Annotated in this window: 18 protein-coding genes and 1 other RNA gene; 8 read left to right on the top strand and 11 right to left on the bottom strand. The window is 66.8% G+C overall.

Annotated features, from left to right (window positions below; genetic code table 11):
• Positions 1–70: 70 nt before the first annotated feature.
• Entirely contained in the window at positions 71–2206 is a 2136-nt protein-coding gene (gene scpA / locus ACFOM8_RS02530; RefSeq protein WP_377759001.1) for a methylmalonyl-CoA mutase, read from the bottom strand.
• Positions 2207–2263: 57 nt separating this feature from the next.
• Between scpA and ACFOM8_RS02525 the strand changes: the two genes are divergently transcribed.
• The gene (locus tag ACFOM8_RS02525; RefSeq protein WP_377758999.1) at positions 2264–2767 is read left to right on the top strand and encodes a DUF4174 domain-containing protein; all 504 of its coding nucleotides are present in this window, start codon (positions 2264–2266) and stop codon (positions 2765–2767) included.
• Positions 2768–2856: 89 nt separating this feature from the next.
• Here ACFOM8_RS02525 and ACFOM8_RS02520 read toward each other — a convergent pair whose 3' ends face one another.
• The 9 genes from ACFOM8_RS02520 to ACFOM8_RS02480 all read right to left on the bottom strand — a co-directional run bounded on the left by ACFOM8_RS02520 (position 2857) and on the right by ACFOM8_RS02480 (position 10941).
• The gene (locus ACFOM8_RS02520) at positions 2857–3534 is read right to left on the bottom strand and encodes a hypothetical protein (protein WP_377758997.1); all 678 of its coding nucleotides are present in this window, start codon (positions 3532–3534) and stop codon (positions 2857–2859) included.
• Positions 3531–5528, bottom strand: coding sequence for an acetyl-CoA carboxylase biotin carboxylase subunit (locus ACFOM8_RS02515; RefSeq protein WP_377758996.1), 1998 nt, complete (start codon positions 5526–5528; stop codon positions 3531–3533). The genes ACFOM8_RS02520 and ACFOM8_RS02515 overlap by 4 nt, the downstream gene beginning before the upstream one ends.
• Positions 5529–5627: 99 nt before the next feature.
• Positions 5628–5840, bottom strand: a complete 213-nt coding sequence (locus tag ACFOM8_RS02510) for a hypothetical protein (RefSeq protein ID WP_377758995.1) — start codon at positions 5838–5840, stop codon at positions 5628–5630.
• Between the two features lie 57 nt (positions 5841–5897).
• Entirely contained in the window at positions 5898–6140 is a 243-nt protein-coding gene (locus ACFOM8_RS02505; RefSeq protein WP_377758993.1) for a hypothetical protein, read from the bottom strand.
• A 127-nt stretch (positions 6141–6267) separates the two neighbouring features.
• Positions 6268–6690 carry a hypothetical protein gene (locus ACFOM8_RS02500; protein ID WP_377758991.1) on the bottom strand — a complete coding sequence of 141 codons (423 nt, stop codon included), beginning with the start codon at positions 6688–6690 and terminating at the stop codon, positions 6268–6270.
• An 87-nt stretch (positions 6691–6777) separates the two neighbouring features.
• Positions 6778–6924, bottom strand: coding sequence for a hypothetical protein (locus ACFOM8_RS02495; protein ID WP_377758990.1), 147 nt, complete (start codon positions 6922–6924; stop codon positions 6778–6780).
• A gap of 205 nt (positions 6925–7129) precedes the next feature.
• The gene (locus ACFOM8_RS02490; RefSeq protein ID WP_377758988.1) at positions 7130–8662 is read right to left on the bottom strand and encodes an acyl-CoA carboxylase subunit beta; all 1533 of its coding nucleotides are present in this window, start codon (positions 8660–8662) and stop codon (positions 7130–7132) included.
• A 300-nt stretch (positions 8663–8962) separates the two neighbouring features.
• An RNA gene (gene ffs, locus ACFOM8_RS02485) (signal recognition particle sRNA small type) lies at positions 8963–9059 on the bottom strand.
• Positions 9060–9099: 40 nt separating this feature from the next.
• Positions 9100–10941 (bottom strand): bifunctional 2',3'-cyclic-nucleotide 2'-phosphodiesterase/3'-nucleotidase, encoded by a 1842-nt coding sequence (locus tag ACFOM8_RS02480; RefSeq protein ID WP_377758987.1) that lies wholly within the window; start codon positions 10939–10941, stop codon positions 9100–9102.
• A gap of 319 nt (positions 10942–11260) precedes the next feature.
• On the opposite strand from ACFOM8_RS02480, the gene ACFOM8_RS02475 reads away from it, so the two are divergent.
• Positions 11261–11713 carry a hypothetical protein gene (locus ACFOM8_RS02475; RefSeq protein WP_377758985.1) on the top strand — a complete coding sequence of 151 codons (453 nt, stop codon included), beginning with the start codon at positions 11261–11263 and terminating at the stop codon, positions 11711–11713.
• Here ACFOM8_RS02475 and ACFOM8_RS02470 read toward each other — a convergent pair.
• Positions 11710–12567, bottom strand: coding sequence for a prephenate dehydratase (locus ACFOM8_RS02470; protein ID WP_377758983.1), 858 nt, complete (start codon positions 12565–12567; stop codon positions 11710–11712). The genes ACFOM8_RS02475 and ACFOM8_RS02470 overlap by 4 nt on opposite strands.
• 115 nt (positions 12568–12682) lie before the next feature.
• Here ACFOM8_RS02470 and ACFOM8_RS02465 point away from each other — a divergent pair, with 115 nt between their 5' ends.
• The 6 genes from ACFOM8_RS02465 to ACFOM8_RS02440 all read left to right on the top strand — a co-directional run bounded on the left by ACFOM8_RS02465 (position 12683) and on the right by ACFOM8_RS02440 (position 20299).
• On the top strand, positions 12683–13219 hold the full coding sequence (locus tag ACFOM8_RS02465; protein WP_377758981.1) for a c-type cytochrome: 537 nt from the start codon (positions 12683–12685) through the stop codon (positions 13217–13219).
• Between the two features lie 134 nt (positions 13220–13353).
• On the top strand, positions 13354–15216 hold the full coding sequence (locus ACFOM8_RS02460; protein ID WP_377758980.1) for an extracellular solute-binding protein: 1863 nt from the start codon (positions 13354–13356) through the stop codon (positions 15214–15216).
• Between the two features lie 91 nt (positions 15217–15307).
• Positions 15308–16384 carry a microcin C ABC transporter permease YejB gene (locus ACFOM8_RS02455; protein WP_377758978.1) on the top strand — a complete coding sequence of 359 codons (1077 nt, stop codon included), beginning with the start codon at positions 15308–15310 and terminating at the stop codon, positions 16382–16384.
• Positions 16384–17487 (top strand): ABC transporter permease, encoded by a 1104-nt coding sequence (locus tag ACFOM8_RS02450; protein ID WP_377758976.1) that lies wholly within the window; start codon positions 16384–16386, stop codon positions 17485–17487. The genes ACFOM8_RS02455 and ACFOM8_RS02450 overlap by 1 nt, the downstream gene beginning before the upstream one ends.
• Positions 17484–19082: an ABC transporter ATP-binding protein gene (locus tag ACFOM8_RS02445; protein WP_377758974.1), complete on the top strand. Its 1599-nt coding sequence runs from the start codon at positions 17484–17486 to the stop codon at positions 19080–19082. Before ACFOM8_RS02450 ends, ACFOM8_RS02445 begins: the two co-directional genes overlap by 4 nt.
• A complete protein-coding gene (locus ACFOM8_RS02440) occupies positions 19079–20299 on the top strand; it encodes a glycosyltransferase (RefSeq protein ID WP_377758973.1) in 1221 nt (406 codons plus the stop codon). The genes ACFOM8_RS02445 and ACFOM8_RS02440 overlap by 4 nt, the downstream gene beginning before the upstream one ends.
• The last annotated feature ends 18 nt before the right edge of the window (positions 20300–20317 follow it).

Here is a 20317-nt window from a genome sequence, read left to right as displayed (position 1 = left end):
ACCTTTGCACAAATATCCTCGGGGGGTGCCGGGGGGCAGACAGCCCCCCGGCCGTCGCGGGACGCAAAACTCAGGCGGCGCGGTTTTCCCGGATCAGCCGCAGAATGTCGGCGGCAGCCGAAGGAATGTTGGTGCCCGGCCCGAAGATCGCCTTGACCCCCGCCTGCCGCAGGTAATCGTAGTCCTGCTGCGGGATCACGCCGCCGCAGATGACCAGGATGTCGCCCGCGCCCTGGGCCTTCAGCGCCTCGATCAGCTTGGGGGCCAGCGTCTTGTGGCCCGCCGCCTGCGAACTGATGCCCACCACATGCACGTCGTTGTCCACCGCGTCCTGGGCCGCTTCCTCGGGCGTCTGGAACAGGGGGCCGACGTCCACGTCGAAGCCGATGTCGGCGAATGCCGTGGCGATCACCTTGGCGCCCCGGTCGTGGCCGTCCTGGCCCATCTTGACCACCAGCATCCGGGGACGGCGGCCTTCCTGTTCGGCGAATGCCTCCACGTCGCGCTGGATTTGCGCGAAGCCCTCGTCGCCTTCGTAGGCCGCGCCGTAAACGCCGGCCAGGGTCTTCACCTCGGCCCGGTGGCGGCCCCATTCCCTTTCCATCGCCATGCTGATCTCTCCGACGGTTGCGCGGGCGCGGGCGGCCTCGACGGCGGCCTCCAGCAGGTTGCCGCCTTCGCGGGCGCGGCGGGTGATCTCGGCCAGGGCGGCTTGAGCTGCGGCCTCGTCGCGGGTGGCGCGGATCCGGTCCAGCCGGGCGATCTGGGCGTCGCGGACCTTCATGTTGTCGATGTCCAGGATGTCGATCGGGTCTTCGCGGTCCTTGCGGTACTTGTTGACGCCGACGATCACCTCCTCGCCCCGGTCGATCTGGGCCTGGCGGCGGGCAGCGGTTTCCTCGATCCGCAGCTTGGGCATGCCGGTGGCGACGGCCTTGGTCATGCCGCCCAGTTCCTCGACCTCCTCGATCAGCGCCCAGGCCTTTTCGGCCAGTTCGGCGGTCAGGCTCTCGATGTAATAGGACCCCGCCAGCGGATCGACGACATGGGTGATGCCGGTTTCCTCCTGCAGAATCAGCTGGGTATTGCGCGCGATCCGGGCCGAGAACTCGGTCGGCAGGGCGATGGCTTCGTCCAGGGCGTTGGTGTGCAGCGACTGCGTGCCGCCAAGCGCCGCCGACATCGCCTCGTAGGCGGTGCGGACCACGTTGTTGTAGGGATCCTGTTCCTGCAAGCTGACGCCCGAGGTCTGGCAATGCGTCCGCAGCATCAGGCTGCCGGCCTTCTTGGGGTTGAACTCCGACATGATCCGGTGCCACAAGAGCCGCGCCGCGCGCAGCTTGGCGATCTCCATGAAGAAGTTCATGCCGATGGCGAAGAAGAACGACAGCCGCCCCGCGAACTGGTCCACATCCATGCCCGCGCTCAAGGCCGCGCGCACGTATTCACGCCCGTCGGCCAGCGTATAGGCCAGTTCCTGCACCAGGTTCGCGCCCGCTTCCTGCATGTGATAGCCGGAAATCGAGATCGAGTTGAACCGGGGCATCTCGTTCGAGGTGTATTCGATGATGTCCGCGATGATCCGCATCGAGGGTTCGGGCGGATAGATATAGGTGTTGCGGACCATGAACTCCTTGAGGATGTCGTTCTGGATCGTGCCCGACAGCACCGCGCGGGAATGGCCCTGTTCCTCTCCGGTGACGATGAAGTTCGCCAGGATCGGGATCACCGCGCCGTTCATGGTCATCGACACCGACACGCGGTCCAGCGGAATGCCGTCGAACAGGATCTTCATGTCCTCGACCGAATCGATGGCGACGCCCGCCTTGCCCACGTCGCCCACCACGCGCGGGTGATCGCTGTCATAGCCGCGATGGGTTGCCAGATCGAAGGCCACCGACACGCCCTGCTGCCCGGCGGCCAGGGCCTTGCGGTAAAAGGCGTTCGATTCCTCGGCGGTGGAAAAGCCCGCGTATTGGCGGATGGTCCAGGGACGACCCGCATACATCGTGGCCCGCGGGCCGCGCGTGAAGGGGGCGATGCCGGGCAGGCTGCCCAGGTGGTCCAGGCCCTCCAGATCGGCCTCGGTATACAGCGGCTTGACCGGAATGCCTTCCAGCGTGTTCCAGGTCAGGTTGTCGGGATCCTTGCCCCCCAGTTCCTTTGCCGCCAGCTTTCGCCAATCGTCCAGCGTGGGTTTCGTCATGTTCGATCCTTTCGCACGGCGCGCGCCGCCCTATATTCAAGGCAGGAAGGGGTGCCGATGAAGTTGAAAATGCTGATGGTTGCGATGTTGATCGCGGGGATGGGCCCGGCGCGCGAGGCTCCTCCGCCGGCGGCCCCCGCGCAGCCTGCCAGCCCCGAGGAAGTCGCGGCGCCCGAGCCGGAACCCGCGCGTCCCGAACTGCGCATCCTGTCTGCGTCCGACACCGATCCGGCGGATTTCCTGTGGACGGCCCGCCCGGTCGCGGTTTTTGCCGATACGCCGAACGATCCGGCCTTCCGCGAACAGATGCGCGCCCTGGAGGCAGGGGGCGCGGCCCTGGTCGACCGCGACGTGGTGGTGATCGTCGACAGCGACCCGGGTGCGAACAGCGCCTGGCGGCAGCAGTTGCATCCGCGCGGCTTTTCGCTGGTCATCATCGACAAGGACGGCCAGGTGAAGCAGCGCCGCCCACTGCCCTGGGATGTGCGCGAGATCAGCCGGGCCATCGACAAGCTGCCCTTGCGCCGCCAGGAAATCGGCCGGGCGGGGCTGGTGCCATGAGCATTGAAAACCGAAGCGGCCCCGCCTATATTCAGGCCCAAGGACAAGGAGGTTCGACATGAGCACGACATCCTACAACCCCCGCCCGATCACTGGCCGAACCGGCCCGATGCCGGGCTATTCCCGGCGCTGAGCCGCGCCTTTTCGGCCTCGATCCACGATGCGACGCCCGCTTTGGTTTCCTCAAGGCGGGCTTTTTGACGCGAATCGCTCAGGCGCGCGACGGCCTCGCTGCCGCCGGTCAGATGGGCCAGCAGATAGGCCATCGCTTCCTCGCCCAGGTCGATCGCCTCGATCTTCATCTCGATGTAATGGCGATACATCCGCGCCGCGCGGCTCGGGTCGATGCGGTCCAGCCGCAGTTTCCGCAGATCAGCGATCATCGCGCCGATGGTGGCAAGCTGGTTGTAATATTGCACCACCGGATCGACCACCCGGAAGGGCAGGACGTGGATGTCCTCGACGATGGCGGCGAACAGGCGGTCGTTGTGCTCGGTCGGGATCACCGGGAAATAGCCGCCGCCCTTCAGGATCAGCGCCTCGATCTCGGCGCCATAGCGGGGCAGGTTCTGGCCTTTCAGCGTGGCGACATGGACGCGGATTTCGGCGTAAAGCGCGCCCTGCACGTCGCGGACCCGTTCGGCCCGCGCCGCCCGGTCCCGCCGCGCGCTAAGAAGATGCGTCACCACCCAGCCACCCGCCACCACCGCGCCGCCGATCATGGCGGCAACGACGCGCGGGTCGGTCAGGGTGGCGGCAAAGGTCATTCGAACTCCATGATCACGTCATCGACCTTGAGGCTCTGGCCCGCCTCGGCATTCACCGCCTTGACGACGCCCCGGCGTTCTGCGCGCAGGATGTTTTCCATCTTCATCGCCTCGACCGTGGCAAGCGCCTGGCCTTCCTGCACCTCGTCCCCGGGGGCCACGTTCACCTTCACCACCAGCCCCGGCATCGGGCACAGCAGGAACTTCGAGGTGTCGGGCGGCAGTTTTTCCGGCATCAGGCGCGCCAGCTCGGCGGTGCGGGGGCGGCGGACATGGACCCTGAGATCGGCGCCGCGGGTGCGCAGGCGGAAACCGGCGGGGATCTTGTCCACCTTCAGGACCAGCGGGCGGCCATCGACCACCAGCCGCGCCAGGGTCTGGCCGGGCTTCCAGCCGCTTTCGACGCGCAGGTCGCGGCCGTTCACGGCAACCGTGGCGCCGTCGCGGTCGGCGCGGATCCGCGTCGGGATTTCCCGGCCATCGACGAAGACCACCCAGTTCTCGCCCACGCGGCGCTCGTGGTTGTCCAGCCGTCCGCTGATCCGTGTGCGGCGGATTTCGGCCACGCGATGCATGGCCGATGCCGCCGCCGCCACGCGGGCCAGCTCGTCGTCGGGCAGAACCGCGCCGCCGAAGCCCTCGGGGTATTCCTCGGCGATAAAGGCGGTGGTGATGTCGCCCGCGACGAACTTCGGATGGTCCATGACCGCCGACAGGAAGGGCAGGTTGTGGCCGATCCCCTCGACCTCGAACTCGTCCAGCGCCACGCGCATCGCCTCGATGGCCGAGCCGCGCGACGGCGCCCAGGTGCACAGCTTGGCGATCATCGGGTCGTAGAACATGCTGATCTCGCCGCCCTCGAAGACGCCGGTGTCGTTGCGCACGACATGAGCCTCGTCCGCGACCTCGGCAGGCGGGCGGTAGCGCGTCAGCCTCCCGATCGAGGGCAGGAAGTTGCGATACGGATCCTCGGCGTAAAGGCGGCTTTCCATCGCCCAGCCGTTGATCGTCAGGTCGCCTTGCGCAAAGGGCAGCGGCTCGCCCGCCGCGACCCGGATCATCTGTTCCACCAGGTCGATGCCGGTGATCAGCTCGGTGACGGGATGTTCCACCTGCAGCCGGGTGTTCATCTCCAGGAAGTAGAAGTTCTTCGCGCCGTCCACGATGAATTCCACCGTGCCGGCGCTGGTATAGCCCACGGCCTTCGCCAGGGCCACGGCCTGTTCGCCCATGGCGCGGCGCGTGGCCGGGTCCAGGAAGGGCGAGGGCGCTTCCTCGATGACCTTCTGGTTGCGGCGCTGGATCGAGCATTCGCGTTCGTGCAGATAGACCGCGTTGCCGTGCTTGTCGGCCAGAACCTGGATCTCGATGTGGCGCGGCTGCGTCACGAACTTCTCGATGAAGATGCGGTCGTCGCCGAAGCTGCTGGCGGCCTCGTTGCGGGAACTTTCAAAGCCCTCGCGCGCCTCTTGCGCGGTCCAGGCGATCCGCATCCCCTTGCCGCCGCCGCCCGCGCTGGCCTTGATCATCACCGGATAGCCGATCTGGTCGCTGATCCTGACAGCTTCCTCGGCATCCGCGATCAGGCCCATGTAGCCGGGAACGGTGGACACGCCCGCTTCCTGCGCGATCTTCTTCGAGGTGATCTTGTCGCCCATGGCCTCGATTGCCGGGGACGGCGGGCCGACGAAGACCACGCCTTCGCGCTCCAGCGCCTCGGCGAACCTCATGTTCTCGGACAGGAAGCCATAGCCAGGGTGGACGGCCTCGGCGCCGGTTTGGCGGATCGCGTCCATGATCCGGTCGATCACGATATAGGACTGGTTCGCGGGGGGCGGGCCGATATGGACGGCCTCGTCGGCCATTTTCACATGCAGCGCGTTGCGGTCGGCGTCGGAATAGACGGCGACGGTGGCGATGCCCATCTTGCGGGCGGTCTTGATGACGCGGCAGGCGATCTCGCCCCGGTTGGCAATCAGGATTTTCTTGAACATGGCTCCCCCCGGCCAGGCATGAAAAAGCCGCCCAGGGGCGCAGGGCCCCGGGCGGCGAAAGGCAGGCCGCGGCGCGCCGGGCGCGCCGGGATCAGACGGTCACTGGCACAGGCCGACGTCGTCGCACAGGACGCCGCCGGCGCCGCCGATGGCAGCGCCCTTGATGACGTTGCGGCCGCTGACGCTGGCAACGGTCGCGCCGACGCCCGCGCCGATAAGGGCGCGGTCGGTGTCGGTCGGGTTGATGCCCTGGGTGCAGCCGGCAACGGCAGTCGCCCCGACAAGGGCGGCAAGGGCAAGGAACTTGGACATTGGGGTCTTCCTGTGGAATGGATGGCTGGACCGGAACGCCGATCCAGCCGGTCAGGTTCAGTAACGACGCTGGCAGACGCCGGCGTCGTCGCACAGCGCGCCGCCCACGGCGCCGATGGCCGCGCCCGTCGCCAGATCCTCGTCCAGGGCCTTGGCGATGACGGCACCGGCGACGGCGCCGCCGGCCGCGCGCTGCGCGTCGGGCGAGATGCCGCCCGCGCCATAGCCCTGCTGGCAAGCAGCCAGGCCGAGAAGAAGGAGGGCGCCGCCAGCGAGGCGGGTGAACGTCGAAGTCTGCATGAAGTCTTGCCTGTATTGTGGGCCGCATCGGCGGCCGGTGAAAGGTCTTGAACGATTATCGCACAGCAACAAGGAAGGTCAAACTGACATGCGTGTGAGATCAACGCCCTAGGCAGCAAGTCGCGCATCATCGCCCGCCCGCCGGATCGTCGTCTTCGCCTTCGTCCCAGTTGTCTTCGTCCCAGCCGAAATCGGGTGGGCTGTCGGGGGCGAACAGTTCGGGGAACGAGGCTTCGGCGGCGGCCATGTCCACTTGCAGCAACTGGTCGTAGTCGGCGGGATCGAAGGGGCCGACGGGCTTGACCTCGCGCCCGATCAGCCAGCCCAGGCGGCCCGCGTCCAGGTTGCCGCGGACAAAGGGTTCATCGCCGAAATGCTCGATCAGGGCGGCCAGGAAGCCCGCATCGGCGCGGCGGTCGGCGGGCTTGCGGTCGCGGAAGCGTTCCCGCCGGGTGATCGGCGTCGCGCCCTTTTTGCGGTTCTCGCGGCGGATGACGAACTGGAAATCGGTGCCGGGAAGGCGTCCCGGAAAGCCTCGGTGCTTCAGCATGATGCGCCCTTGGGGATGGGGCGGGGCGGGACCGGGCCGGAAAGTCGCGGGCAGCCGGACCGCCCGCGCGATAACAGTCGGGTCGGCTCAGTTGGCGCCGTACTTGCCCTGATAGACCGGCTCGGTCGTGACGGGGTTCGGGGCGGGCACGTAAACCTCGGGTTCGGCTGCCTGACGCTGGCACGCAGCAAAGGCCGACACCAGCACCAGGCCGAGGATGATCTTTTTCGACATGTTGTCTTGCTCCTGTTAAGCGGGCGCGGCTGCGCCCGTCTGCTCGGGTTCAGGGGGATGTCTTCATGCACCGCCCCGCCGGGCATGATAGCCGCGGCGCCCGCGCGCAGACAGCCGGGCAGGGCGGCGGCGGACAAATGTCCCCCGCCCTGTGGCTGGACTGCATCAATCACGCCTTTGTGCAACGTCATGGAAAACCGGGGCCTTACAGGGGAATGTTGTCGTGCTTCTTCCAGGGGTTCGACAGCCGCTTCGTGCGCAGGCTGGCGAGCGCGCGGGCCACGCGCTTGCGGGTGGAATGGGGCTGGATCACCTCGTCGATGAAGCCTTTCTCGGCGGCGACAAAGGGGTTGGCGAAGCGGTCCTCGTAGTCGCGGGTCCGGGCGGCGATCTTGTCGGGGTCGCCCAGCTCGCTGCGGTACAGGATCTCCACCGCGCCCTTGGCGCCCATCACCGCGATTTCCGCCGTGGGCCAGGCATAGTTGAAATCGCCGCGCAGGTGCTTGGACGCCATCACGTCATAAGCCCCGCCATAGGCCTTGCGGGTGATCACCGTGACCTTCGGAACCGTCGCCTCGCCATAGGCGAACAGAAGCTTCGCGCCGTGCTTGATGACGCCGCCATATTCCTGGCCCGTGCCCGGCAGAAAGCCCGGCACGTCCACGAAGGTCAGGATCGGGATCTCGAACGCGTCACAGAAACGGACAAAGCGCGCGGCCTTGCGGCTGCTGTCGATGTCGAGGCACCCTGCCAGCACCATAGGCTGGTTTGCGACGACGCCCACGGTGCGCCCCTCGATGCGGACAAAGCCCGTGATGATGTTGCCGGCGAAGTCGCGCTGGATCTCATAGAAGTCGCCCTCGTCCGCGACCTTCACGATCAGCTCCTTCATGTCGTAGGGCTGGTTCGGGTTGTCGGGGATCAGCGTGTCCAGGCTGTCCTCGATCCGGGCGGGGTCGTCGAAGAAGGGCCGCACCGGAGCCTTGTCGCGGTTGTTCAGCGGCAGGAAGTCGAACAGGCGGCGGATTTCCGTCAGCGCCTCCACATCGTTTTCGAAGGCGCCGTCGGCGACCGAGGATTTCCTGGTATGGGTGGATGCGCCGCCCAGCTGTTCCGCCGTCACGACCTCGTTCGTGACGGTTTTCACCACGTCGGGGCCGGTCACGAACATGTAGGACGTGTCCTTCACCATGAAGATGAAGTCGGTCATGGCGGGCGAATACACCGCGCCGCCCGCGCAGGGGCCCATGATGACGCTGATCTGCGGCACCACGCCGGATGCCAGGACATTGCGCTGGAACACCTCGGCATAGCCCGCCAGGGACGCCACGCCTTCCTGGATGCGCGCGCCGCCCGAGTCGTTCAGCCCAATCACCGGCGCCCCGTTCTGCATCGCCATGTCCATGATCTTGCAGATCTTCTGGGCATGAGTTTCCGACAGCGAGCCGCCGAACACGGTGAAGTCCTGCGAAAACACGTAAACCAGGCGTCCGTTGATCGTGCCCCATCCGGTCACGACGCCGTCGCCATAGGGCCGGTCGGCCTCCATCCCGAAATCGGTGGAACGATGGGCCACGAACATGTCGAACTCCTCGAAGCTGCCTTCGTCCAGCAGCAGTTCGATCCGTTCGCGCGCCGTCAGCTTGCCGCGCGCGTGCTGCGCGTCGATGCGCCGCTGGCCGCCGCCAAGACGGGCCTGTTCACGACGATTTTCCAGTTCCTGAAGAATGTCCTTCATCGCAGCCCCCTTGACCTTGCTGCGGCAGGTTAACCAGCCGCAGCAGGCCGGGAAAGCGGAATTGAGAAAATTTGCAAACTATGCCTGCAAAAGAGAAGGAAAACTGGAAACCTGCAAAGTCCGGCGGGATCGGCGCAGTTCCAGACGGTGGCCGCGATCCGCGTGTCCCGGGCTGTCGGCTTGTGAAGCGAGAAAGGAAAAAGATCAGGTCTAGCCCAGGTCTTGCGGCAAACACGGCTCGGCGCGGCCGCCCGAAGGCCCGCGGGGCGGGACGTCCTGCTGTCAAGGTGCGGGAAGCCGGGTGAGAGGCTGGACAACGACCCAAGCGGGGCTCGTTACGGCTGCTACCTTCCGGTCCTGACCGGGTTGGCGAGGCGCCTGCCCGCGCCAACCTCTCGCCCGCTAGATAGTGCCGTTGCGCGGCCGATGCAAGCCCGTCACAGATAAAGCCGCACAAGGGCGAAGCCGCCCTCGGTCCGGCCCAGATGCTCCATCCGCCGGTTGGTGCGGGCGGCGATCCCGGGCAGCAGGGGCAAGCCGCCGGGGCCGGTCTCGAACTGGGCCGAGGTGCCGGGCAGGGGGGCGAACTGCCAGGACGGGGCGGGGTCGATCGACACCCGGCGGCGCTGGCGCAGATAGTCGCGGATCACGTCGCGCGTCTGCGGGCCGGGGGGCATGACGAAGGGCTTGCCTGCGGTGAGGGGCGCGAACAATCCGCATTCCGCGAGGCGATAGGAATTGGTGGCCAGCACGAAGCGGTCGTCATCGCGAACCGGGCGCCCGCGCCAGGTCAGGTCGCGGATGCGGCTGCTTCCGGTGGCGGTCCCGTCCGCCGAAAAGCCCGGCGGCTGCGACAGGTCGATGCGCCAGCGCAGATCCTCGATCACGTCGAACTGATAGGCGGGAAAGCGCGGATCGGCCAGCGGCTGGTCGGGGCGGCCGGGCCGGATGCGGTTGAACAGGCTGGCGGACCGTTCCAGCCAGCCGCGAAGATCCGCCCCAGAGACGGGCAGGGCGCAGATGCGATTCGGAAAGGAGTAGATGTCGGTCAGGTTGCCAAGCCGCAATCGCCCCGGCGGCACGTCGGTGTAATGGAACGGCCCGCCACGTCCGCCCGCACGGAAGGGGGCGGCGGCCGACAGCACCGGGAATCCTTCCAGGGCAGTGTCCCGCAGGCTTTTGCGCACGAACCAGCGTTGCGCCATGTTCACCAGCGTCAGGGCCGGATCGACGCCCACCAGCGCGAAATAGCTGCTGATGCGCTGTCCGCTGCTGCCGATGCGCGTCCCCAGATGCGACAGCGTCAGACGGTGCGAGGGTGCCACCGCCCGCAGCACGGCGGGCGCGGGGGGAAGGTGGGGCCCCACGGGTTCGCATCGCGCCGTGGCGCGGGCCAGCCGCCAGCCCGAAGCGCCTTCGCGGGTCAGCGACAGTTCGATCACCCCCAGATGAGAGCCGCCGAAGCCCGGCATGACGGCAGGCTTGCCGCACAGGGTGCCGCGCGCCGTGTCGACGCCATCCGCCCGGGGCGCGATCTTTCCGGGAAAGACCTCGTGCGTGTGGCCCGCGACAATGGCGTCGATGCCGTCCAGGGCGCCCAGATCGGCCGCCACATTCTCGGCCCCCGGGCCGGCGGGGCGGGGGGCGATCCCGCTGTGGGCCAGCGCGACAACCAGATCCGCCCCTTCGGCACGCATGCGGGGCACGACGCGGCGCGCCGTCTCGAGGATGTCGTCGCACTCCATCCGCCCGGCCAGGTCGCGGTCCCAGGCGGTGGTTTGCGGTGGCAGAAAGCCGATCAGGCCGATGCGCAGCGTGGCCGGGCGGCCACCAACGGTGACGACCTGCCGGCGCAGGATCGCATACCGGGGGAAATCCGCGCGGCCCCTGACCCGCAGATTGGCGGCCAGCAAAGGAAAGCGGGCCTGCCGCGCGGCCGATTGCAGGACATCCAGCCCGAAGGCGAAATCGTGGTTGCCGATCGCGGCGGCGTCATAGCCCATCAGGTTCATGGCGGCGATGGCGGGATGGTCCCTGCCGCCCTCTCTCGCCGCATGATCGCCCAGCGGCGTGCCCTGAAGAAAATCGCCGTTGTCCACCAGCAGCGTGTTCCGCGCCAGGCGCCGGTGCCGTTCCACCAGCGAGGCCACCTGGGCCAGGCTTCCCCGTCCGCAGGGCCGCCCGGCATGGTAGTCGTGCGGCAACAGCTTCATGTGCATGTCGGTCGTGGCCAGCACACGCAGCACGACCGTCTCGCGCAGTTTTACCAAGGGGCGCATGGAAAGCGCGATCCCGCCCGTTCCGTCCGGCATTCGCCCCCCGATCCAAGGCCGCCATGCGCCATCCTGCGCCAGCCGTGCCAGACTAGCGGCCTTGATCCCATCGCTCAACCTTAGATTGTTGAATGGCGAAGGTTTATCGAATTGCACATGCAAAACCGCCACATTGTCGTGCCAAAAGCAGCACGCGTCATTCCTGGTCCGGGATGCGCGGGACGCCGCGGCTCTCTGTCCGGTTGAATCCCGTGGGGCTGTCGGATTATGAACGCATGGTCCGCGGCCTGCCGCCGCGGACCATGCCTTGGATGGTCAGCCCTGAATGAAGTTCTCGACCCGTATCGACACCGCCATGCCTGCGGGCAATCTGTTCGACATCGCCGGAGACTTTTGCCGCAGCGAAAGGGCGCTGTCGGCCCGGGGCGTGCTGGTCCGCCGGATCGAGCCGACCGAGGAACCGGGCGCCGGGCCTGGCTGGGAACTGGAGTTCAACTGGCGCGGGCAGCGCCGGACGATGCGGCTGGCGGTGACGCGCTTCGACCGCCCGTCGCAGATCGGGCTGGAAGGGCCGTCCGACCAGTTCGACCTGGCGATCAACATGACCGTGGTGGACCTGAGCCGCGCCAAGTCGCGCCTTCTGTTCGAGACCGAGGTGCGCCCGCGCAACATGCGCGCGCGGCTTCTGTTGCAGACGGCCAAGCTGGGCAAGGCGCAGCTGGACCGCAAGTATGACCAGCGCATCGCCGATTTCCTGACCCATCTGCGGGCGGCCTAGGCCGAGGGGCGCTGCGCCTCTCTCAGCGGGTCGGCGGGATAGACGCCCAGCATGTCCAGCGACGAGGTGAAATAGCGCAGTTCCTCCAGCGCGCGCCGCAGGGCCGGATCCTCGGGATGGCCTTCCACGTCGGCATAGAACTGCGTCGCGGTGAACACGCCGTCCACCATGTAGCTTTCCAGCTTGGTCATGTTGACGCCGTTCGTGGCGAACCCGCCCATGGCCTTGTACAGCGCGGCGGGGATGTTGCGGACCCGGAAGACAAAGGTGGTCAGCATCCGGTCGGACCGGCGGCTGTGATCGGGCTGCCGTCCCATGATCAGGAAGCGGGTGGTGTTGTGGTGGTGATCCTCGATGTCGCGGGCCAGCACTTCCAGCCCGTGGATCTCGGCGGCCAGTTCGCTGGCCATAACGCCTTCGCCCGGCATGCGGTCGCGCGCCAGGTCGGCGGCGGCGCCCGCGCTGTCGGCCGAGGCCGCGGCGGTGATCCCGTGCCGCGTCAGAAAGCCGCGCGCCTGCGGGATCAGCACCAGATGCGCGCGGACATGGCGCACGTCCTGCAACCGCGTGCCCGGCAGCGACATCAGCGCGATGCGGACCCGCACAAAGGCCTCGTCCAGGATGTGCAGGCCGGATTCGGGCAGCAGGTGGTGGATGTCGGCCACGCGCCCGTAGGTCGAGTTCTCGACCGGCAGCATCGCCAGGTCGGCCTGGTGGCTGCGCACGGCCTCTATCACGTCCTCGAAGGTGCGGCAGGGCAGGGCTTCCATGCCGGGACGGGCCTTGCGGCAGGCCTCGTGGCTGTAGGCGCCCGGTTCGCCCTGGAACGCGATGCGGTTGGTCGTGGTCGTCATGGCGCACTGTCCGAATTTTGACTGATCGCCGGGTAACTATACCTTGAACCTTCAAAGCGAAAGCGGATAGATACCCGTCGAATTGACGAGCTTACCAAGGCGGGGACCGCACGCGATGTTCAACACCATGACCGTGACCAAGGCCGCAGGCGCGCTGATCGGCGCGCTGTTGTTTCTGATGCTGGCCAATTGGGCGGCGGAGTCGCTGTATCACGTCGGACCCCCCCACAGCGGCGAGGGTGAGGAAGTCGCGCAAGCCTATTCCATCCCGGTCGAGGAAGCCGCCGGCGGCGGCGAGGAGGCGGCCGAGGAGCAGATCGACTTCGCGGCGCTTCTGGCGTCCGCCGATGTCGCGGCGGGCGAGAAGGACTTCGGAAAGTGCAAGGCCTGCCACAAGCTGGACGGCACCGACGGCGTCGGCCCGCACCTGAACGGCGTGGTCGGCCGCGAGGTCGCCGCGGTCGCGGGCTTCAGCTATTCGCCCGCCATGGTCGAATACAAGGCCGAGACTCCGCAATGGACGCCCGAAGCGTTGCAGGAATTCCTGGCCAATCCCAAGGGCGTCGTGCCCGGGACCAAGATGTCCTTCGCGGGGCTGAAGGATCCGCAGGACCGCGCCGACATCATCGCCTATCTGCAAGGCCAGCAGTAAGGCTGGCAGCGGACCGCTTGAAGGGCGCATCCCCGGATGCGCCTTTTTTCGTGGCCGCCCCTCACGAAATCGCGGCTTGATCGTGTTCCCGGCGCTGCCTAGCGTGCAGCAGACACCAGAACCGGAGTTCGCCGATGCACCGCCTTGCCCTGATCGCCGCCCTGGCCCTTGCTCCGGCATCCGCCGCCCTGTCGCAAGAGGCGCCGGCGGCCGAAGCGGGCGAAAAGGTCATCAAGACCCATGCCGTCGCCTTGTTCGGCGAACCCGCGCTGCCCGCCGACTTTCCGCATTACCGTTATGTGAACCCCGACGCGCCCAAGGGGGGCGAGATTTCCTTTGGCGCGGTGGGCGGCTTCGACAGCTACAACCCCTTCACCCATCGCGGCCGCGCCATCGCCCTGTCGGTGATCCAGCTTGAACCGCTGATGGACAGCCCCGCGGACGAGCTGGGCGTGGACTACTGCCTTTTGTGCGAAACGCTGGAATATCCCGAAAGCAAGGACTGGGTGATCTTCAACCTGCGCCCCGAGGCGCGCTTCAGCGACGGCACCCCCCTGACCGCCCATGACGTGCTGTTCAGCTTCGAGACTCTGCGCGACAAGGGCTTGTCGTCCTTCCGCATGGCCATGCAGCAGATGATCGCCAAGGCCGAGGTGCTGGACGACCACCGCATCAAGTTCACCTTCGCCGAAGGCTATCCCCGCCGCGACGTGATCAGCCAGATGGGCAACCAGATCGTTTTCTCGAAAAAGGATTTCGAGGACAACAACCGCGACCTGGAGCAGAGCACGACCGTGCCCTATGTCGGTTCCGGCCCCTATATGTTCGACCGCGCCGACATGGGCCGCACCCTGGTCGTAAAGCGCAACCCCGATTACTGGGGCAAGGACTTGCCCATCAACCAGGGCCGCTTCAATTTCGACCGCATCCGCTACGAGATGTTCGGCGATTTCGACAGCGCCTTCGAGGCGTTCAAGGCGGGCGAATACACCTTCCGCAACGAAACCTCCTCGATGCACTGGTCCACGCGCTACGACTTCCCGGCGCTCGCCTCGGGCGCGGTGGTGCGGGAAACGCTGCCGGACGGGACCATCGCCACCGGCGACGCCTGGGTCTTCAACCTGCGCCGCGCCAAGTTCCAGGACATCCGCGTGCGCGAGGCGATCGGGCTGATGTTCAACTTCGAATGGACGAACCAGACGCTGCTCTACGGCTTGGAAACGCGCGTCAATTCCTTTTGGGACAACAGCGAGTTCCGCGCCGAGGGCCCGCCTTCGCCCGCCGAGGTCGCGCTGCTGGAACCGGTCGCGGGCGACCTGCCCCCGGGCATTCTGACGGACCCCGCGGTGGTCCAGCCGGTGTCGGGCGAACGCCAGCTTGATCGCCGGAACATGCGCCGCGCCGTGGCCCTGCTGGACGAGGCGGGCTGGACGGTCGGCAGCGACGGGATGCGCCGCAACGCTGCGGGCGAGGTTCTGAGCATCGAGATCCTGAACGACGACGTGGGCAACGACCGCATCATCAATCCCTTCATCCAGAACCTGCGCGCCATCGGCATCGACGCCATCAACCGCCGCGTGGACAATGCCGAGATGCAGCTCCGCACCCGGTCCAAGGACTTCGACATGGTCGAGGATTCGCTGGGCCAGTCCTACGCCATCGGCGGCTATGCGGGCCAGGTCTTCGGGTCCGAGGATGCGGACGACGTGTTCAACCCGATGGGCCTGGCGAACCCCGCCATCGACAAGCTGCTGGAGGTCGGCCAGCAGGCGGAAACCATGGAAGACAACGTCGTCGCCATCAATGCGCTGGATCGCGCGTTGCGCAGCCTGCGCTTCTGGGTGCCGAAATGGTTCAAGGCGGAATACACGCTGGCCTATTACGACATGTACCGCCACCCCGAAACCATGCCTCCCTATGCGCTCGGCACGCTGGACTTCTGGTGGGCGGACGCCGGGCGCGAGGCCGAGTTGAAGGCGGCGGGCGCGATCCGGTGACGGCGGGCTTGATTTCCCGGCGGTCCGGCCCGACAAGGGCCGGATAAAGGAAACGGGGCCGCGAAGGCCCGCAAGGGGCAAGGTCGATCCGATGGGCGCCTATATCCTGCGGCGGTTGCTGCTGATCATCCCGACGCTGATCGGGATCATGGTGGTGAACTTCACCCTGACGCAGTTCGTCCCCGGCGGTCCCATCGAACAGATCGCCGCCCAGGTCCAGGGGTCGGGCGACGCCTTCAGCAACATCTCGGGCGCGGGCGCGGGGGCCGACACCGGCGTGGTCGAGGGATACGAGGGCGCGCGCGGCCTGCCGCCCGAATTCATCGCGCAACTGGAAAAGGAATTCGGCTTCGACAAGCCGCCGCTGGAACGCTTTCTGACGATGATGGGCAACTATCTGACCTTCGATTTCGGCACGTCCTGGTTCCGGTCGATCAGCGTCATCGACTTGGTGGTGGAAAAGATGCCGGTCTCGATCACGCTGGGGCTGTGGTCCACGCTGCTGGCCTATCTGATCTCGATCCCGCTGGGCATCCGCAAGGCCACGCGGGACGGGTCGCGGTTCGACACCTGGACCTCGGCCGTGATCATCATGGCCTATGCGATCCCGGCATTCCTGTTCGCGGTGCTGCTGATGGTGCTGTTCGCGGGCGGCAGTTATTGGCAGATCTTCCCGCTGCGGGGGCTGACCAGCGACAACTTCGCGGACCTGTCGCTGTGGGGCAAGATCAAGGACTATGCCTGGCACGCCACGCTGCCGGTCATCGCCTCGACGATTTCCAGCTTTGCCACGCTAACCCTTCTGACCAAGAACAGTTTTCTGGACGAGATCAACAAGCAGTACGTGATGACCGCCCGCGCCAAGGGCCTGACGGAACGCCGCGTCCTTTACGGCCATGTCTTCCGCAACGCCATGCTGATCGTGATCGCGGGCTTTCCCGCCGTGTTCCTGGGCGTGTTCTTCGGCGCATCCATTCTGATCGAGACGGTGTTTTCGCTGGACGGCCTGGGCCGCCTGGGCTTCGAGGCGGCGGTGCAGCGCGACTATCCGGTGATCTTCGGCACGCTTTACGTCTTCGGCCTGCTGAGCCTGGTCGTGGGCATCCTGTCCGACATGATGTATGTCTTCGTCGATCCGCGCATCGACTTCGAATCGAGGGCCGGCTGATGGCGCTGTCGGAACTCAACCGCCGCCGCTGGCGCAACTTCCGCCGCAACGGCCGCGCCTTCTGGTCGCTGGTGATCTTTTCGGTGCTGTTCGTGGTGGCGATGTGCGCCGAGATCGTCGCCAACGACAAGCCCATCGTCGCCAGCTATCGGGGCGAGTTGTATTTTCCGGCCTACAACTTCTATCCCGAAACGGCCTTCGGCGGCGATTTCGGGACCGAGGCGATCTATACCGATCCGGCGGTGCAATGCCTGATCGTCACCGGCGGGCGGCAGGAATGCTGGGACACGCCCGAGGATCTGATCGCCGCCGTGGACGCGGGCACCAGCGACATACCGGAATCCGAACAGGGCTGGATGATCTGGCCGCCGATCCCCTTTCATTATTCCACCATCAACAACGTGGGCAGCGCCCCGAGCGCCCCGGACGGAACCCATTGGCTGGGCACCGACGACACCGCGCGCGACGTGCTGGCGCGGGTGATCTATGGCTTCCGCATCTCGATCCTGTTCACGCTGATCGTGACGGTGGTGGCCTCGGTCATCGGCATCGCGGCCGGGGCGATCCAGGGATACTTCGGCGGGCGCACGGATCTGGTGTTCCAGCGGTTGCTGGAGATCTGGGCATCCACCCCATCGCTTTACGTCATCATCATCCTGTTCGCGATCCTGGGGCGCAGCTTCTGGCTTCTGGTGTTCGTCACCATCCTGTTCGGCTGGCCCGCGCTGGTGGGCGTCGTCCGGGCCGAGTTCCTGCGGGCGCGCAACTTCGAATACGTCCGCGCCGCCCGCGCCCTGGGCGTCGGCGACCGCACCATCATGTTCCGCCACATCCTGCCCAATGCCATGGTCGCCACGCTGACCATGCTGCCCTTTGTCGTGACCGGCACGATCAGCGGCCTGGCGGCGCTGGACTACCTGGGCTACGGCTTGCCCGCCTCCGCCCCCTCGCTGGGGGAACTGGCCTTGCAGGCCAAGCAGAACCTCCAGGCCCCCTGGCTGGCCTTTACCGCCTTTTTCACCTTTGCCATCATGCTGTCGCTTCTGGTCTTCGTGTTCGAAGGCGTGCGCGATGCCTTCGATCCCCGAAAGACCTTCAAATGACCGAAGCCGTTTTGTCGGTCCAGGACCTGCGCATCAGCTTTCGCCAGGAGGGCAGGATCGTGCCCGCCGTCAAGGGCGTCAGCTTCCAGATCGGCAAGGGCGAAACGGTCGCGCTTGTGGGTGAATCCGGGTCCGGCAAGTCGGTCACGGCGCTGTCCACCGTCCGCCTGCTGGGCGATTCCGCCGTGATCCAGGGGTCGGTGAAATACGCGGGCCGCGAGATGGTCGATGCCCCCGAAAAGGTGCTGCGCGACATCCGGGGCGACGACATCAGCTTCATCTTCCAAGAGCCGATGACCTCGCTGAACCCGCTGCACACGCTGGAAAAGCAGTTGGGCGAAAGCCTGGCGCTGCACCAGGGGCTGACGGGCGCGCGGGCGCGTGCGCGGATCGTGGAACTGCTGACCCGCGTCGGCATTCGCGACCCCGAAAGCCGACTGGCGGATTACCCGCACCAGTTGTCGGGCGGACAGCGGCAGCGGGTGATGATCGCCATGGCGCTTGCCAACGGTCCCGAACTGCTGATCGCGGACGAGCCGACAACCGCGCTGGACGTGACCATTCAGGCGCAGATCCTGGACCTGCTGGCGGAACTCAAGGCGGCCGAGGGGCTGTCGATGCTGTTCATCAGCCACGACCTGGGCATTGTGCGCCGCATCGCCGACCGCGTTTGCGTGATGAAGGACGGCGAGATCGTGGAACAGGGGCCGGTCGCCGAGATCTTCGCCAATCCCCGTCACGATTATACCCGCAAGCTGCTGGCGGCCGAACCCGCCGGCGCCGCCGATCCGGTCCCCGACGGGTCGGAAACCATGGTCGAGACGCGCGACCTCAAGGTCTGGTTTCCGATCCAGCGCGGGCTGCTGCGCCGCACGGTGGGCCATGTGAAGGCCGTCAACGGCGCCACCCTGGCCGTCAGGGCGGGAGAGACGCTGGGCATCGTGGGCGAATCGGGCAGCGGCAAGACCACGCTGGCCCTGGCGATCATGCGGCTGATCGACAGCGACGGGCCGATCCTGTTCATGGGCCAGGACATCGCCCGCTGGCAGTCGCGCCAGTTGCGCCGCTTGCGCCGCGACATGCAGATCGTCTTCCAGGATCCCTTCGGCAGCCTGTCGCCGCGCATGACCGTGGAACAGATCATCGCCGAGGGCCTGGGCGTCCACGGCGTCGAAAAGGGCCGCGACCGCCGCCAGATGGTGGCCGAGATCATGACCGAGGTCGGGTTGCGCCCCGAGATGATGCACCGCTATCCGCACGAATTTTCCGGCGGCCAGCGCCAGCGCATCGCCATCGCCCGCGCCATGATCCTGCGGCCCAAGGTGGTGGTGCTGGACGAACCCACATCGGCGTTGGACATGACGGTGCAGGTTCAGATCGTCGGGCTTTTGCGCGGTTTGCAGCGGAAATACGGCCTTGCCTTCCTGTTCATCAGCCACGACCTGCGCGTGGTCCGCGCCATGTCCCACAAGATCATGGTCATGCGCGCGGGCGAGGTGGTGGAGCAGGGCAGCACCGCCCAGATCTTCGACGACCCGCGGCAGGACTATACCCGGGCGCTGCTGGCGGCGGCGTTCCGCGACCATCACCGATGAAGATCCTGTTCGTCCATCAGAATTTCCCCGGCCAGTTCCCGCATCTGGCTCCGGCCCTGGCTGCGCGCGGCCATCAGGTGCTGGCCCTGACGGACGAGAAGAACGGGCGGCCAAGCCCGGTGCCGACCGTCCGCTACAAGACGCCCGACGCGGCGCAGGTGGACGGATGGGGCCGCAGCTATGCGGGCCATGCCGAACGCGGCTATCTGGCGGCGCGCGGGGCGCGGGCCTTGCGGGACCGGCACGGCTTTGTTCCCGACCTGATCATCGGCCATACCGGCTGGGGCGAGACGCTGTTCCTGCGCGAAATCTGGCCCGACGCGAAGCTGCTGGTCTATGCCGAGCTTCTGTATCGCACGCGCGGCCACGACGTGGGCTTCGATCCCGAACTCCAGACCGACAGCGACGAGGCGCGGATGCTGGCCGTCGCCCGGTCCGCCCATCTGATCCAGGGCATCGTGCAGGCCGATGCGGCGATATCGCCCACCCGATACCAGGCCGGCAGCTTTCCCCCGGAACTGCGCGGCAAGATCACCGTCATCCACGACGGCATCGACACCGGCCGCGTTTGCCCCGATCCCCATGCCAGCCTGACCCTGCCCGGCGGACAGGTGCTGCGCGCGGGGGACGAGGTGCTGTCCTATGTCAGCCGCTCGCTGGAACCCTATCGCGGGTTCCACATCCTCATGCGCGCCTTGCCCGAGGTTCTGGCCGCCCGCCCGCAGGCGCAGATCGTGATCGTGGGCGCCGAGGGCGTCAGCTACGGCACCCCGCCCAAGGAGGGCGGCACCTGGAAGGCCCGGATGATGGCCGAACTGGGCGGCCGTCTGGATCCGTCGCGGGTCCATTTCCTGGGCCGCGTCGCGTATGACGACTATCTTTCGCTGATCCGGCTGGCCCGCGTCCATTGCTACCTGACCTATCCCTTCGTGCTGTCCTGGTCGCTGACCGAGACGATGGCGGCGGGGGGGTATGTCGTCGCCTCCGACACCGAACCCGTGCGCGAGTTGATCCGCGACGGCGAAAACGGACGGCTGGTGCCTTTCTTCGACGTGCCCGCGCTGTCCGCCGCGCTGATCCGGGGTCTGGCGGGCGATCCCGAGGCCGGACGGCTGCGGGCGGCGGCGCGGCAGGTGATCCTGGACGGCTACGACCTCGACCGCCACAGCCTGCCGCGCCAGATCGCATGGGTGGAAAGCCACGCGTCGATGGGCTAGATCCGCGATGACAAGGAA

Source organism: Paracoccus angustae (assembly GCF_042648745.1).
GTDB lineage: Bacteria > Pseudomonadota > Alphaproteobacteria > Rhodobacterales > Rhodobacteraceae > Paracoccus > Paracoccus angustae.
The sequence above is the reverse complement of the archived record's forward strand: the minus strand, read 5'-3'. Positions and strand labels throughout refer to the sequence as shown.

Excerpts from the sequence above, each read along its gene's own strand:
- ACFOM8_RS02470 (WP_377758983.1), bottom strand. The coding sequence starts at position 12,567 with ATGACGACCACGACCAACCGCATCGCGTTCCAGGGCGAACCGGGCGCC.
- ACFOM8_RS02505 (WP_377758993.1), bottom strand. The coding sequence starts at position 6,140 with ATGCAGACTTCGACGTTCACCCGCCTCGCTGGCGGCGCCCTCCTTCTT.
- ACFOM8_RS02455 (WP_377758978.1), top strand. The coding sequence starts at position 15,308 with ATGGGCGCCTATATCCTGCGGCGGTTGCTGCTGATCATCCCGACGCTG.
- ACFOM8_RS02445 (WP_377758974.1), top strand. The coding sequence starts at position 17,484 with ATGACCGAAGCCGTTTTGTCGGTCCAGGACCTGCGCATCAGCTTTCGC.
- ACFOM8_RS02495 (WP_377758990.1), bottom strand. The coding sequence starts at position 6,924 with ATGTCGAAAAAGATCATCCTCGGCCTGGTGCTGGTGTCGGCCTTTGCT.
- ACFOM8_RS02520 (WP_377758997.1), bottom strand. The coding sequence starts at position 3,534 with ATGACCTTTGCCGCCACCCTGACCGACCCGCGCGTCGTTGCCGCCATG.
- ACFOM8_RS02500 (WP_377758991.1), bottom strand. The coding sequence starts at position 6,690 with ATGCTGAAGCACCGAGGCTTTCCGGGACGCCTTCCCGGCACCGATTTC.
- ACFOM8_RS02490 (WP_377758988.1), bottom strand. The coding sequence starts at position 8,662 with ATGAAGGACATTCTTCAGGAACTGGAAAATCGTCGTGAACAGGCCCGT.
- ACFOM8_RS02510 (WP_377758995.1), bottom strand. The coding sequence starts at position 5,840 with ATGTCCAAGTTCCTTGCCCTTGCCGCCCTTGTCGGGGCGACTGCCGTT.
- ACFOM8_RS02475 (WP_377758985.1), top strand. The coding sequence starts at position 11,261 with ATGAAGTTCTCGACCCGTATCGACACCGCCATGCCTGCGGGCAATCTG.
- ACFOM8_RS02465 (WP_377758981.1), top strand. The coding sequence starts at position 12,683 with ATGTTCAACACCATGACCGTGACCAAGGCCGCAGGCGCGCTGATCGGC.
- ACFOM8_RS02450 (WP_377758976.1), top strand. The coding sequence starts at position 16,384 with ATGGCGCTGTCGGAACTCAACCGCCGCCGCTGGCGCAACTTCCGCCGC.
- ACFOM8_RS02480 (WP_377758987.1), bottom strand. The coding sequence starts at position 10,941 with ATGCGCCCCTTGGTAAAACTGCGCGAGACGGTCGTGCTGCGTGTGCTG.
- scpA (WP_377759001.1), bottom strand. The coding sequence starts at position 2,206 with ATGACGAAACCCACGCTGGACGATTGGCGAAAGCTGGCGGCAAAGGAA.
- ACFOM8_RS02525 (WP_377758999.1), top strand. The coding sequence starts at position 2,264 with ATGAAGTTGAAAATGCTGATGGTTGCGATGTTGATCGCGGGGATGGGC.
- ACFOM8_RS02515 (WP_377758996.1), bottom strand. The coding sequence starts at position 5,528 with ATGTTCAAGAAAATCCTGATTGCCAACCGGGGCGAGATCGCCTGCCGC.
- ACFOM8_RS02440 (WP_377758973.1), top strand. The coding sequence starts at position 19,079 with ATGAAGATCCTGTTCGTCCATCAGAATTTCCCCGGCCAGTTCCCGCAT.
- ACFOM8_RS02460 (WP_377758980.1), top strand. The coding sequence starts at position 13,354 with ATGCACCGCCTTGCCCTGATCGCCGCCCTGGCCCTTGCTCCGGCATCC.